The 12,996-nt window shown below is 73.6% G+C and carries 11 protein-coding genes; 8 read left to right on the top strand and 3 right to left on the bottom strand.

The window, feature by feature from the left end:
- The first annotated feature begins 14 nt into the window (after nt 1-14).
- From ACF068_RS13375 to ACF068_RS13365, 3 genes are all read left to right on the top strand, one after another.
- Nucleotides 15-1,253 carry an arginine deiminase gene (locus tag ACF068_RS13375; RefSeq protein ID WP_392274330.1) on the top strand — a complete coding sequence of 413 codons (1,239 nt, stop codon included), beginning with the start codon at nt 15-17 and terminating at the stop codon, nt 1,251-1,253.
- A gap of 105 nt (nt 1,254-1,358) precedes the next feature.
- Nucleotides 1,359-2,420, top strand: coding sequence for an ornithine carbamoyltransferase (argF, locus tag ACF068_RS13370; protein WP_392274329.1), 1,062 nt, complete (start codon nt 1,359-1,361; stop codon nt 2,418-2,420).
- 130 nt (nt 2,421-2,550) lie between these two features.
- Nucleotides 2,551-4,023 carry an amino acid permease gene (locus tag ACF068_RS13365; protein ID WP_392274328.1) on the top strand — a complete coding sequence of 491 codons (1,473 nt, stop codon included), beginning with the start codon at nt 2,551-2,553 and terminating at the stop codon, nt 4,021-4,023.
- On the opposite strand, the gene ACF068_RS13360 is transcribed toward ACF068_RS13365, so the two are convergent.
- Nucleotides 3,995-4,417, bottom strand: a complete 423-nt coding sequence (locus ACF068_RS13360) for an ATP-binding protein (protein WP_392274327.1) — start codon at nt 4,415-4,417, stop codon at nt 3,995-3,997. The two genes, ACF068_RS13365 and ACF068_RS13360, sit on opposite strands and share 29 nt — an antisense overlap.
- Nucleotides 4,418-4,820: 403 nt before the next feature.
- Between ACF068_RS13360 and ACF068_RS13355 the strand changes: the two genes are divergently transcribed.
- Together ACF068_RS13355 and ACF068_RS13350 are read left to right on the top strand one after the other, a co-directional pair.
- Nucleotides 4,821-5,648, top strand: a complete 828-nt coding sequence (locus ACF068_RS13355; RefSeq protein WP_392274326.1) for an enoyl-CoA hydratase family protein — start codon at nt 4,821-4,823, stop codon at nt 5,646-5,648.
- A gap of 6 nt (nt 5,649-5,654) precedes the next feature.
- The gene (locus tag ACF068_RS13350; protein WP_392274325.1) at nt 5,655-7,985 is read left to right on the top strand and encodes a bifunctional salicylyl-CoA 5-hydroxylase/oxidoreductase; all 2,331 of its coding nucleotides are present in this window, start codon (nt 5,655-5,657) and stop codon (nt 7,983-7,985) included.
- Here ACF068_RS13350 and ACF068_RS13345 read toward each other — a convergent pair.
- Together ACF068_RS13345 and ACF068_RS13340 are read right to left on the bottom strand one after the other, a co-directional pair.
- Nucleotides 7,969-8,781 carry a PaaX family transcriptional regulator C-terminal domain-containing protein gene (locus tag ACF068_RS13345; RefSeq protein WP_392274324.1) on the bottom strand — a complete coding sequence of 271 codons (813 nt, stop codon included), beginning with the start codon at nt 8,779-8,781 and terminating at the stop codon, nt 7,969-7,971. The two genes, ACF068_RS13350 and ACF068_RS13345, sit on opposite strands and share 17 nt — an antisense overlap.
- 4 nt (nt 8,782-8,785) lie before the next feature.
- Nucleotides 8,786-10,423 (bottom strand): AMP-binding protein, encoded by a 1,638-nt coding sequence (locus ACF068_RS13340; RefSeq protein ID WP_392274323.1) that lies wholly within the window; start codon nt 10,421-10,423, stop codon nt 8,786-8,788.
- A gap of 97 nt (nt 10,424-10,520) precedes the next feature.
- On the opposite strand from ACF068_RS13340, the gene ACF068_RS13335 reads away from it, so the two are divergent.
- The 3 genes from ACF068_RS13335 (at nt 10,521) to ACF068_RS13325 (ending at nt 12,915) form a co-directional block, all read left to right on the top strand.
- Nucleotides 10,521-11,633 carry an acyl-CoA dehydrogenase family protein gene (locus ACF068_RS13335; protein WP_392274322.1) on the top strand — a complete coding sequence of 371 codons (1,113 nt, stop codon included), beginning with the start codon at nt 10,521-10,523 and terminating at the stop codon, nt 11,631-11,633.
- Nucleotides 11,630-12,028 carry a RidA family protein gene (locus ACF068_RS13330; protein WP_392274321.1) on the top strand — a complete coding sequence of 133 codons (399 nt, stop codon included), beginning with the start codon at nt 11,630-11,632 and terminating at the stop codon, nt 12,026-12,028. The genes ACF068_RS13335 and ACF068_RS13330 overlap by 4 nt, the downstream gene beginning before the upstream one ends.
- Before the next feature lie 116 nt (nt 12,029-12,144).
- Nucleotides 12,145-12,915, top strand: coding sequence for a class I SAM-dependent methyltransferase (locus tag ACF068_RS13325; RefSeq protein ID WP_392274320.1), 771 nt, complete (start codon nt 12,145-12,147; stop codon nt 12,913-12,915).
- Nucleotides 12,916-12,996: the final 81 nt, after the last annotated feature.

Raw genomic sequence — 12,996 nt, 5'->3', positions numbered from 1 at the left:
GTGAGGATGGAGTCATGGGATTCCATGTCGATTCCGAGACCGGGCGGCTCCGCCGCGTCATCCTGCACCGGCCCGATCTCGAGCTGAAGCGCCTGACGCCGTCCAACAAGGACGCGCTGCTGTTCGACGACGTGCTGTGGGTGCGACGGGCGCGTCAGGAGCACGACGGGTTCGCCGACGTGTTGCGGGACCGGGGTGTGGAGGTGCACCTCGTCGGGGACCTGCTGCGTGAGGCGCTGGAGGTCCCGGCGGCGAGGAAGCTCGTCCTGGACCGGGTCTTCGACGAGAAGGAGTACGGGCCGCTCGCGACCGACCACATCAGAGCGGTGTTCGACGGCATGGACACCGGCGCGCTCGTCGAGGCGCTGATCGGCGGGATGACGAAACGTGACTTCCTGGCGGGTCACTCCGAGCCGGTGTCCGTCCGCTTCCATGTGATGGATCTGGACGACTTCCTGCTGCCGCCGCTGCCGAACCACCTGTTCACCCGCGACACCTCGGCGTGGATCTACGACGGTGTCTCCATCAACGCCATGCGCTGGCCGGCCCGGCAGCGCGAGACCGTCCACTTCGAGGCCATCTACAAGCACCATCCGCTCTTCACCGGCTCCGACGCGGGCTCCTTCCACCACTGGTCGGAGGGGCAGGACGACTACCCGTCCACCATCGAGGGCGGTGACGTCCTGGTCATCGGCCGGGGCGCGGTACTGATCGGGATGAGCGAGCGCACCACCCCGCAGGCGGTGGAGATGCTGGCGCGCGGGCTGTTCGCGGCCGGCTCCGCCCGTACGATCGTGGCGCTGGACATGCCGAAGCGCCGGGCGTTCATGCACCTGGACACGGTGATGACGATGGTCGCGCACGACACGTTCACCCAGTACGCCGGGCTCGGCATGCTCCGCTCGTACACCATCGAGCCCGGTGACGGGCACCGGGCGCTCAAGGTCACCGACCATCCGCCGCAGCACATGCACAGCGCCATCGCCGCGGCGCTGGAGCTGCCCGCGATCCGGGTGCTGACCGCCACGCAGGACGTGCACGCGGCCGAGCGGGAGCAGTGGGACGACGGGTGCAACGTGCTGGCGGTGGAGCCGGGCGTCGTCGTCGCCTACGAGCGCAACGTCACCACCAACACCCACCTGCGCAAGGAGGGCATCGAGGTGATCGAGATCCCCGGCAGTGAGCTGGGCCGAGGCCGGGGCGGCCCCCGGTGCATGAGCTGCCCGGTGGTGCGCGACGCCGATCCCGGCTAGACCGGAGGCAGCGCCCCAGCGTCCGTCCCCAGGGCGCCCGTATATTAATGTGAAGATTCGTATAGACTTCCACGGTCGCCGTCCCCGGACCCCCAGGAGCGCCCCATGGCCACCGACCTCACCGGCCGCCACTTCGTCAAGGAGCTGGACTTCACCGCCGAGGAGTTCCGCGGCCTGCTCCACCTGGCCGCGGAACTGAAGGCCGCCAAGAAGTCGGGCACCGAGGTCCAGCGGCTGCGCGGCAAGAACATCGCGCTGATCTTCGAGAAGTCGTCGACCCGGACCCGCTGCGCGTTCGAGGTCGCCGCGGCCGACCAGGGTGCCTCCACCACCTACCTCGACGCCGCCGGGTCGCACATCGGCAAGAAGGAGTCCGCCAAGGACACCGCCCGCGTCCTCGGCCGGATGTTCGACGCCATCGAGTTCCGGGGCGACGCCCAGGAGATCGTCGAGGAGCTCGCCGCCCACGCGGGCGTCCCCGTCTACAACGGGCTCACCGACGACTGGCACCCCACCCAGATGCTCGCCGACGTGCTCACGATGACCGAGCACACCGACAAGCCGCTGGAGGACGTCGCCTTCGCGTACCTGGGTGACGGCCGCTACAACATGGGCAACTCCTACCTGGTCACCGGCGCGCTGCTGGGCATGGACGTCCGGATCGTGGCGCCCCGGGCGTACTGGCCGGCCGACGCCGTCGTGGCCCGCGCCCGCGAGCTGGCCGGCGCCAGCGGTGCCCGCCTCACGCTCACCGAGGACATCGCCGAGGGCGTCCACGGCGCCGACTTCGTCGGCACCGACGTCTGGGTCTCCATGGGTGAGCCCCAGGAGGTGTGGGACGAGCGGATCGCGGCCCTCGCCCCGTACGCCGTGACCATGGAGGTGCTGAAGGCCACCGGTAACCCGGGGGTGAAGTTCCTGCACTGCCTGCCGGCCTTCCATGACCTGGGCACCTCCGTCGGCCGGGAGATCCACGAGCGCCACGGGCTGACCGAGCTGGAGGTCACCGACGAGGTCTTCGAGTCGGAGCACTCCGTGGTCTTCGACGAGGCCGAGAACCGGATGCACACCATCAAGGCCGTCATGGTGGCCACACTGGCCGGCGCCGGTACCCCCGGGAGCGGCCCCGGTGCCGCCGGCGCCGGGGCGGGTGCCGGAGCGGAATAGCGATACGCCTGATTGGGTGTATATGCGGTGTGGCGGTTAATATCGGGACACATGGTGGGGTTCGGGCTCGCACGCTCGAACCCCACTTCGCATGTGTTCCACGCCACGGCCCAGAGAAGAGAACCACCCCATGCGTCCCAGCGGACCGCTCCGCCTCAAGAGCCCCAGCCAGTTGATCGCCGAGTCCGGTGCGGACCTCGAGGGGCACGGCCTCAAGCGCACCATGGGCCTCTTCCAGCTCGTGTGCTTCGGCGTCGGCGCCATCGTCGGCACCGGCATCTTCGTCGGGCTCTCCGACAGCGTCGCCGAGGCCGGCCCGGCGGTCGTCGTCTCCTTCGTCCTCGCCGCGATCACCTGTATCTTCACCGCCTTCTCCTTCGCCGAGCTGGGCAGCGCCATTCCCGTCTCCGGCAGCTCCTATTCCTTCGCCTACGCCACCCTCGGCGAGCGGGTGGCCTTCCTCGTCGGCTGGTGCCTGCTGCTCGAGTACGGGGTGTCTGTCTCGGCCGTCGCGGTCGGCTGGGGCCAGTACCTCAACGAACTCCTCGACAGCCTGGTCGGGTGGCAACTGCCCGCCGCGCTGTCCAGCCCGCCCGGCGACGGCGGCGTCGTCAACATTCCGGCCGTGGTCGTGATCGGCCTCGCCGCGGTGCTCCTGGTGCGGGGTATCCGGGAGAGCGCCCGTGCCACCGCCGTCATGGCCGTCGTGAAGATCGCCATCCTGGTCCTCTTCTGCGCCATCGCCCTCCGCGCCTACGAGGGGGGCAACCTCGCGCCCTTCGCCACCCACGGCCTGGCCGGGGTCACCTCGGGCGCCTCGGTGGCGTTCTTCTCCTACATCGGCTTCGACGCGATCACCACGGCCGGTGAAGAGGTGAAGAACCCGCGCAAGAACATCCCCCTGGCGATCATGATCTGCATCGGCATCGTGACGCTGCTCTACTGCCTCGTCGCCGTCGCCGCCATCGGCGCACTCTCCGCCGACAAGGTCGCCGACCAGCCGGCCGCGCTCTCCCTGATCGTCGACCGGGTGACCGAGTCGGCCGTGGGCGGGGGCGTCATCGCCTTCGGCGCCGTGGTCGCCATCGCCTCCGTCGTCCTGGCGGTGATGTACGGCCAGACCCGCATCCTGATGTCGATGTCCCGCGACGGACTGATCCCGCACGTCTTCGAGAAGGTCTCCCCGAAGACGGCCACCCCGGTGGCCAACACCTGGATCGTCGCCGGCGTCTTCGCCATTCCGGCCGCCGTCGTCCCCCTCGACGTGGTGCTGAACCTGACCACCATCGGCACGCTCGCCGTCATGGTCGTGGTCAACATCGCGGTCGTCGCCCTGCGCCGCCGCTACCCGGGCACCCCGGGCGGCTTCCGGGTGCCGCTCTACCCGCTCAGCCCGGTGCTGGGCGTCGCCATGTGCCTCTACCTCATGTGGGGCACCGGCTGGACGACCTGGGTGCAGTTCGCCGTCTTCCTGGTCGTCGGCGCGCTGGTGTACGCGCTGTACGGGCGCCGCAACTCGCGGCTCGGGGCGGCGGTGGACGGCCCCGGTGCCGCGGGCGGGCCGGGCGGGTCCGTCACGGGGTCTGGAGCCCCGGGAGCGTGAACCAGACGGCCTTGCCCCGGTCGGTGCGCCGGTGCCCGCAGGCGCCGCTGAGCGTACGGATCAGCAGCAGGCCCCGCCCGTGCTCCTGCCAGGGGTCGGGCGGGGTGTCGTGCTCCGGCACCAGGTCGCCCGGCGGTTCGGGGTCCCGGTCGTGGACCTCCACCCGGCAGCCGCTCGGCAGCAGGCGGACCACCAGCTCTATCGGCCCCTTGCCGGCCGTGTGTTCCACCGCGTTCGCCACCAGCTCGGCCGTCAGCAGCTCCGCCGTGTCCCGGTAGGCCGCCGCGTCCAGATCCGCGAGTGCCGTCCGTATCAGGGCGCGGGCGATGGGCACCGCGGCCGTGGTGTGCGGCAGCGCGATGCGCCAGGAGGAAGGGTCGGGAGCTTCGAGCAAGGCCGGAATCCGATCGGTGAAGCCGGTTCCATTCGGGAGCAGGGAAGGGGCGGGGACGGGGGAAGCGGGCGCCGGGTCCGCGGCGGGGACCGCGGCACGGCGGGGGAGGGGAGCGGGGTACGGCGGGGGCAGGGCGGTGCGGAGCGGGGTGAGGGGAGCGGCGGGACGTCTGAGACCCGTGAGGTCTGCCCACCACCTTACGTAGGGCGGCCAACCGCACCAGAGGCCCCCGCCCACCCGTGGGGAGACCTGTGCCACAGCTGGTACAGGACCTGCGTCGGTCACGGACGGCTGTTACATGGTCACCGCTCAGCGTATCGCGCCTACGTGACGGAAGTCACGTACAAGTGATAGCTTCGAGAGGCAGGCATCCGCGCAGGCAGACCGAGGGAGGCCGCACCTCATGAGCCCGTTCTCCAGCTCCGCGCCCCGCACCGAGCAGTGGCGCCATGTGCGGCTCTCCGTCGACGACGGGGTCGCCACCGTCACCCTCGCCCGGCCGGCGAAGCTCAACGCGCTCACCTTCGGCGCCTACGCCGACCTGCGCGACCTGCTCGCCGAGCTGTCCCGGGAGCGGGCCGTCCGCGCCCTCGTCCTCGCCGGCGAGGGGAAGGGCTTCTGCTCCGGCGGCGACGTCGACGACATCATCGGTGCCACGCTCGCCATGGACACCGCCCAGCTCCTCGACTTCAACCGGATGACCGGCCAGGTCGTCCGGGCGCTGCGCGAGGCGCCCTTCCCCGTGATCGCCGCCGTCCACGGGGTCGCCGCCGGCGCCGGCGCCGTCCTCGCGCTGGCCGCCGACTTCCGGATCGCCGACCCCTCCGCCCGGTTCGCGTTCCTGTTCACCCGGGTCGGCCTCTCCGGCGGCGACATGGGCGCCGCCTACCTGCTCCCGCGCGTCGTCGGGCTCGGGCACGCCACCCGGCTGCTGATGCTCGGCGAACCCGTCCGCGCCCCCGAGGCCGAGCGCATCGGCCTGATCAGCGAACTGACCGGGGAAGGCGGCGCCGACGCCCGCGCCGCCGAGCTGGCCCGCCGGCTCGCCGACGGCCCCGCCCTCGCGCACGCCCAGACCAAGGCGCTGCTGACGGCCGAGCTCGACATGCCGCTCGCCGCCTCCGTCGAACTGGACGCGGCCACCCAGGCCCTCCTGATGAACGGGGAGGACTACGCCGAGTTCCACGCGGCCTTCACCGAGAAGCGGCCGCCCAAGTGGCGGGGGCGGTGACCGGCCGTGCGCGTGGCCGTCATCGGCGGCGGGCCCGGCGGACTGTACGCCGCCGCCCTGCTCAAGCGGCTCGACCCCACCCGTGACGTCACCGTCTGGGAACGGAACGCCCCGGACGACACCTTCGGCTTCGGCGTCGTCCTCTCCGACGAGACCCTCGGCGGCATCGAGCACGCCGACCCCGCCGTCCACGCCGCCCTCCAGGCCGAGTTCGTCCGCTGGGACGACATCGACATCGTCCACCGCGGCCACGTCCTGACCTCCGGCGGCCACGGCTTCGCCGCGCTCGGCCGCCGCCGGCTGCTGGAGATCCTCCACGAGCGCTGCGCCGAGCTCGGCGTACGGCTCCGTTTCCGCGAGCAGGCCCCGCCCGCGGCCGAGCTGGCCCGCACCCACGACCTGGTCGTCGCCGCCGACGGCGTGCACAGCAGGACCCGCGAGGCCCACGCCGACGTCTTCGAACCCCACGTGACCGGGCACCGCTGCCGCTACATCTGGCTCGCCGCCGACTTCGCCTTCGACGCCTTCCGCTTCGAGATCGCGGAGACCGAGCACGGGGTGATGCAGCTGCACGGCTACCCCTACGCCCGCCCGTCGCCCGACCACCACCCCTCGACGAGGCCCTCCGGGCCGCCGCATCACTCCGGCGCCTCCACCGTCATCATCGAGATGCGCGAGGAGGTGTGGCGGGCCGCCGGTTTCGACGAAGCCGGCGAGGAGGAGTCCATCGCCCGCTGCGCCAAGATCTTCTCCGAGGCGCTCCAGGGCCGGCCGCTCACGTCCAACAACTCGTCGTGGACCGCCTTCCGCACCGTCGTGACCGGCCGCTGGTCCCACCGCAACATCGTGCTCCTCGGAGACGCCGCCCACACCGCCCACTTCTCCATCGGCTCCGGCACCAAGCTCGCCGTCGAGGACGCCCTCGCGCTGGCCGCCTGCGTCGAGGAGCAGCCAAGCCTGGACCGGGCGCTGGCCGCGTACGAGGCCGAACGCCGCCCGGTCGTCGAGTCCACCCAGCGCGCGGCCGCCGCCAGCCTCCGCTGGTTCGAGGACCTGGCGGGCTACCTCGACCAGCCGCCCCGCCAGTTCGCCTTCAACCTGCTCACCCGCAGCCGCCGCGTCACCCACGACAACCTGCGGCTGCGCGACGCCCGCTTCACCGACGCCGTCGAACGCGACTTCGGCTGCCCGCCCGGCACCCCGCCGATGTTCACCCCGTTCCGGCTGCGCGGCCTGACCCTGCGCAACCGGGTCGTCGTCTCGCCCATGGACATGTACTCGGCCGTCGACGGCGTCCCCGGCGACTTCCACCTCGTCCACCTCGGCGCCCGCGCCCTCGGCGGCGCCGGGCTCGTCATGACCGAGATGGTCTGCGTCAGCCCCGAGGGGCGCATCACCCCCGGCTGCGCGGGACTGTGGACCCCCGCCCAGGCGGCCGCCTGGCGCCGTGTCACCGACTTCGTCCACCAGCAGTCGCCCGGCACCGCCATCGGCGTCCAGCTCGGCCACTCCGGGCGCAAGGGCTCCACCAAGGTCATGTGGGAGGGCATCGACCGGCCCCTCGACTCCGGCAACTGGCCCGTGGTCGCCGCCTCCCCGCTCCCGTACCGCCCCGGCGTCAACCAGGTCCCGCACGCACTGCACCGGGCCGCGCTCACCGACATAAGGGAGGAGTTCGCGGCCGCCGCCCGGCGCGCCGCCCGCGCCGGCTTCGACCTGCTCGAACTGCACTGCGCCCACGGCTACCTGCTGTCCGGCTTCCTCTCCCCGCTCACCAACCGGCGCACCGACGCCTACGGCGGCTCCCTGGCCGGGCGGCTGCGCTTCCCGCTGGAGGTCTTCGACGCGGTACGCGCCGCCTGGCCCGGCGAGCGGCCCATGACCGTCCGCATCTCCGCCACCGACTGGGCGCCCGGCGGCACCACCGCCGAGGAGGCCGTCGAGATCGCCCGCGCGTTCGCCGAGCACGGCGCCGACGCCATCGACGTCTCCACCGGCCAGGTCGTGCCCGACGAGCGCCCCGAGTACGGCCGCTCGTACCAGACGCCGTACGCCGACCGGATCCGCAACGCGCTGAAGGTCCCGGTCATCGCGGTCGGCGCGATCTCCTCGTGGGACGACGTCAACTCGCTGCTGCTGGCCGGCCGCGCCGACCTGTGCGCCCTGGCCCGCCCCCATCTGTACGACCCGCACTGGACCCTGCACGCCGCCGCCGAACAGGGCTACGAGGGCCCCGCCGCGCCCTGGCCGGCCCCGTACCGCGCCGGCAGCCGCACGCCCCCGACGGGCCGGACCGACGCGCCCAAACCCCGGCTCTCGCTCACGCCCCGCGCCTGACGAACCCCTCGCCGGTGTCCCGCAGCAGCCCGTGCAGCCCGCCGAACACCGCCGCCGCCCGGCCGCCCGGCCAGCCCGCCGGGAGCAGCTCCGCCGGCAGGCCCGGGTCGGCGTACGGCAGGCGGCGCCAGGAGTCCAGGACGAGCAGGTAGTCCCGGTAGGCCTCCTCCGGGGACGGCTCGCGGGTCGACCAGGCGCGCAGCACCGGCTCGTGGAGGTCGAGGAACTCCTCGTACAGCTTGGCGATCGCCGCCAGGTCCCACCACCGGCCGACCGCCTCCGCGGTCGCGGCGAACCCCAGGTGCTCGCCGCGGAACAGGTCCACGTACGGGTCGAGCTGGAGCCGCTGGAGGGTGTGCCGGGTCTCCTCGTACAGGGCGCCGGGCGCGATCCACACCCCGGGGGCCGCCGTCCCGAACCCCAGCCGGCCCAGCCGCGAGCGCAGCAGGTGCCGCTTGTGCCGCTCCACCTCGGGCACCGAGAAGACGGCGAGCACCCAGCCGTCGTCCTCGTGCGGCTCGCCCGCCGCGTAGATCCGCCGGTCACCGTCGTCCAGAAGCTGGCGCGCGTCGTCCGACAGCGCGTACCCGGCCGCCCCGCCGGGCGTGCGGCGCGGCTGGAGGAGCCCGCGGCGCTTGAGCCGGGAGACGGAGGAGCGGACGGACGGCGCGTCCACGCCCAGCACCGCCAGCAGCCGGATCAGCTCGGCCACCGGCAGCGGGGCGTTGTCGGGTGTCCGCCCGTACGCGCCGTACAGGGAGACGATCAGGGAACGCGGGGTGTGCTGCTCGGCCACGTGATCACTGTACGGGCGGGTCCCCGGGCGTGTCCTGGGCGCGCAGCCGGAACCGTTGCAGCTTCCCGGTGGCCGTGCGCGGGAGCGCGTCCAGGAACACGATCCGGCGCGGGCACTTGTACGGGGCGAGCCGGTCCTTGACGAACGCGCGCAGCGTCTGGGCCGTGGTGTCGTCGCGCGGCAGCCCGTCGCGCAGCACCGCGTACGCCACCACGATCCGGCCGCGCACCTCGTCCGGGTGGCCCACCACGGCGGCTTCCACCACGTCGGGGTGGGCCAGCAGGGCCTCCTCGACCTGGGGGCCGGCGATGTTGTAGCCGGCCGAGATGATCATGTCGTCCGCGCGGGCGACGTAGCGCAGGTAGCCGTCCGGCTCGCGTACGTAGGTGTCGCCCGTGACGTTCCAGCCGTGCCGGACGTACTCGCCCTGGCGCGGATCGGCCAGGTAGCGGCAGCCCACCGGTCCGCGCACCGCCAGCAGCCCCTCCTGCCCGTCCGGGACCGGCTCGCCGGAACCGTCCACCACGCGCGCGTGCCAGCCGGGAACGGGCACGCCCGTGGTGCCGGGGCGGATGGCGTCGTCGGCCGCCGAGACGAAGATGTGCAGCAGCTCGGTGGCGCCGATGCCGTTGATCAGGCGCAGCCCGGTGCGCTCGTACCAGGCCCGCCAGGTGGCCGCCGGGAGGTTCTCGCCGGCCGACACGCAGCGGCGCAGCGAACTGGTGTCATGGCCGTCGAGGCCGTCGAGCATCACCCGGTAGGCGGTCGGCGCGGTGAAGAGCACCGTGGGCCGGTGCCGGGCGATGGCGGGCAGCAGTTGCCCGGGGCCCGCCTGTTCCAGCAGCAGCGCCGAGGCGCCGGCCCGCATCGGGAAGATCACCAGCCCGCCGAGCCCGAAGGTGAACCCCAGCGGGGGACTGCCCGCGAACAGGTCGTCCGGCCCGGGCCGCAGCACATGCGCGGAGAACGTGTCGGCGACGGCCAGTACGTCGCGGTGGAAGTGCGCGCACCCCTTGGGGCGTCCGGTGGTCCCGGAGGTGAAGGCGATCAGGGCGACGTCGTCGGCGGCCGTGGCGACCGCCTCGTAGGGTTCCGGGTGCCGGGCCGCCAGGCGCAGCAGGTCGTCGGGCGCCTCACCCCCGTACGCGGTGATCCGCAGCCCGGGCACCTCCGCCTTCACCAGGTCGTCCACCGACCGTACGTCGCACAGGGCGTGGCCGATCCGGGCCATCTCGCACATGACGGCCAGCTCGCCGGCGCGGGTCTGGGCGAGGACGGTGACGGCGACGGCGCCCGCCTTCATCACGGCCAGCCAGCAGGCCGCGAGCCAGGGCGTGGTGGGACCGCGCAGCAGGACCCGGTTGCCGGGCACCACGCCCAGGTCGTGGGTGAGGGCGTGCGCGATGCGGTCGACCCGGCCGCGCAGCTCGCCGTAGCTCCAGACCCGGCCGGCGCCGTCCCGGAAGACGGGCCGGTCCGCGCCGAAGCGCTCGATCGTGCGGTCCAGCAGTTCGGTGCCGCAGTTGAGCCGGTCGGGGTAGCGCAGCTCGGGGAGGTCGAAGACGAGGTCCGGCCACTGCTCGCGCGGCGGCAGGTGGTCCCTGGCGAAGGTGTCACGGTGGGCCGACGGCGTGAGCTCCATGGTTCGCCCCCTTGGCGTGGTGGGAACGCTCATCGAGCGTATCGTTCATGTGACGACAGTCAACGGCCCGCGATAGATGTCTTTTGAGGGGGCATGAATGCCCGTATTCTCGCTCGAACCGGCACAGATCGCCTGGTGTGCCGAGCTGCGTGCCCTGGCCGCCGAACGGCTGCGGCCCCTCGCCGAGAAGGGCGAACCGGGCCGGGTCAACCGCCCGCTGGTCGCCGCGCTCGGCGAGCTGGGGCTGCTGGAGCGCCTCTTCGGCGCCGGGGCGCTGGAGCTGTGCCTGATGCGCGAGTCGCTGGCCCGGGCCTGTACGGAGGCGGAGACGGCCCTCGCCCTCCAGGGCCTGGGGGCCCACCCGGTGGCCACGTCCGGCACCCCGGGGCAGCGGGCGCGCTGGCTGCCGGAGGTGACGGCGGGCCGGGCGGTCGCGGCGTTCGCGCTCAGCGAGCCCGGCGCCGGCTCCGACGCGGCCGCGCTGGCGCTGGAGGCGGTGCGGGAGGGCGACGGATGGCGGCTGGCCGGGGAGAAGCGGTGGATCTCCAACGCCCCCGAAGCCGACTTCTACACCGTCTTCGCCCGCACCACCCCGGGTGCCGGGGCGCGCGGCGTCACCGCCTTCCTCGTCCCCGCCGACCGTCCCGGGCTCACCGGCAGCCGGCTCGACATGCTGTCCCCGCACCCCATCGGCGCTCTCCACCTCGACGGCGTAGCGGTGGGCCCCGACGACGTCCTCGGCGAGGTGGACCGGGGCTTCCGCGTGGCCATGACCACGCTCAACCTCTTCCGCCCCAGCGTCGGGGCGTTCGCGGTCGGCATGGCCCAGGCCGCCCTGGACGCCACGCTCGCCCACACGGCCGAACGGCAGGCCTTCGGGGGCGTACTGAAGGACCTCCAGGCCGTGTCCCACCAGGTCGCCGAGATGGCCACCCGTACCGAGGCGGCCCGCCTCCTGGTGTACGCGGCGGCCGCCGCCCACGACGCCGGCGCCCCCGACGTGCCCAAGCGGGCCGCCATGGCCAAGCTGCTGGCCACCGAGACCGCCCAGTACGTCGTCGACGCCGCCGTCCAGCTCCACGGCGCCCGCGCCCTGCAACGCGGCCACCTGCTGGAGCACCTGTACCGGGAGGTGCGGGCGCCGCGCATCTACGAGGGCGCCACCGAGGTCCAGCGGACCGTCATCGCGAAGGAGCTGTACGCCACATGAGCCTCGAACGCGTCAACCCGGCGGACCTGTCCCCGCCCACGGGGTTCTCCCACGCCGTCGTGGCCACCGGCTCCCGGCTGGTCCTCCTCGCCGGGCAGACCGCCCTCGACGGGGACGGGCGGGTGGTGGGGGAGACCCTGCCGGACCAGTTCGCGACCGCCCTCGGCAACCTTCTGGCCGCCCTGGAGGCGGCCGGCGGCACCCCCGCCGACCTCGCCCGCGTCACGGTCTACGCCACGGACGTCGCCGACTACCGGGCGCGGGCCGCCGAACTGGGCCGCGTCTGGCGCCGCCTGGCGGGCCGTGACTACCCGGCCATGGCGGTGGTCGGCGCCGTCCGCCTCTGGGACGAGCGGGCCCTGGTCGAACTCGACGGGATCGCCGTCCTGGACTGACCCCGGGCCGGGCCGGGCGGGTGCGGCGGCGGGGAGGGCGGCCGGAGGGCCGGGGGCCGGACGGAACGGGCCGGTGGGGGACCGGCGTTGTCAGTGGCATCCGGCACCATCGGAGCATGACCATCGCACGCACCGCAGCCGCCGACGCGGCGACCACCGCCGCCCCCCCCGCGGCGAGCACCGCCGACGCCACCACCGCCACCACCGCCACCACCCCCACGGCGACCACCGCCGCCGTCACCGCCGCCGTCACCACCTACTGGGACACCGCCGCGGAGTCCTTCGACGACGAACCCGACCACGGCATGCGCGCCGCCCCCACGCGCGCGGCCTGGGCCCGGCTGGTGCGCTCCTGGATACCGTCCGGTCCGGCCGACGTCCTCGACGTGGGCTGCGGTACGGGGTCGATGTCGCTGCTGCTGGCGGAGCGCGGGCACCGGGTGACCGGCGTGGACCTGGCGCCGCGCATGACCGGGCGGGCGCGCGCCAAGTTCGCCGCCGCCGGCCTGGCGGGCCGTTTCCTCACCGGCGACGCCACGCACCCGCCCACGGGGGAGGAGCGGTTCGACGTCGTGCTCTGCCGCCACCTCGTGTGGACCCTGCCCGACCCGGAGGCGGCCCTGCGGGACTGGGTGGGCCGGCTGCGGCCGGGCGGGCGGCTGGTGCTGGTCGAGGGACGCTGGCGCGAGGCGGCGGGGGGCGCGGTGCCGTACGTGGCCGGTGCCGAGAGGCTGCCCTGGCGCGGCGGGATCGGTGCCGAGGCGCTGGTGGCGGCGGTGCGGCCGCTGGTCGGCGGGGAGGTGCGGGTGCAACCGCTCGACGGGGAGCCGGACTTGTGGGGAGGGCCGGTGGACGACGAGCGGTACGCGCTGATCGCGGACGTCTGACGCGGCGGCACCCCGGCGGTCGTGCGCTCCGACGGCCGCCGGGGCCGGGGCGGGCTCCAACTCCGGTGTGCGCGAAGGGTT

Origin of the sequence: Streptomyces sp. NPDC016309 (assembly GCF_043077235.1) — a bacterium.
Taxonomy (GTDB): Bacteria; Actinomycetota; Actinomycetes; order Streptomycetales; family Streptomycetaceae; genus Streptomyces.
The sequence above is the reverse complement of the archived record's forward strand: the minus strand, read 5'-3'. Positions and strand labels throughout refer to the sequence as shown.

Coding starts and splice junctions, on each gene's coding strand:
- argF (WP_392274329.1), top strand. CDS start 1,359: ATGGCCACCGACCTCACCGGCCGCCACTTCGTCAAGGAGCTGGACTTC.
- ACF068_RS13365 (WP_392274328.1), top strand. CDS start 2,551: ATGCGTCCCAGCGGACCGCTCCGCCTCAAGAGCCCCAGCCAGTTGATC.
- ACF068_RS13375 (WP_392274330.1), top strand. CDS start 15: ATGGGATTCCATGTCGATTCCGAGACCGGGCGGCTCCGCCGCGTCATC.
- ACF068_RS13325 (WP_392274320.1), top strand. CDS start 12,145: ATGACCATCGCACGCACCGCAGCCGCCGACGCGGCGACCACCGCCGCC.
- ACF068_RS13335 (WP_392274322.1), top strand. CDS start 10,521: ATGCCCGTATTCTCGCTCGAACCGGCACAGATCGCCTGGTGTGCCGAG.
- ACF068_RS13330 (WP_392274321.1), top strand. CDS start 11,630: ATGAGCCTCGAACGCGTCAACCCGGCGGACCTGTCCCCGCCCACGGGG.
- ACF068_RS13340 (WP_392274323.1), bottom strand. CDS start 10,423: ATGGAGCTCACGCCGTCGGCCCACCGTGACACCTTCGCCAGGGACCAC.
- ACF068_RS13355 (WP_392274326.1), top strand. CDS start 4,821: ATGAGCCCGTTCTCCAGCTCCGCGCCCCGCACCGAGCAGTGGCGCCAT.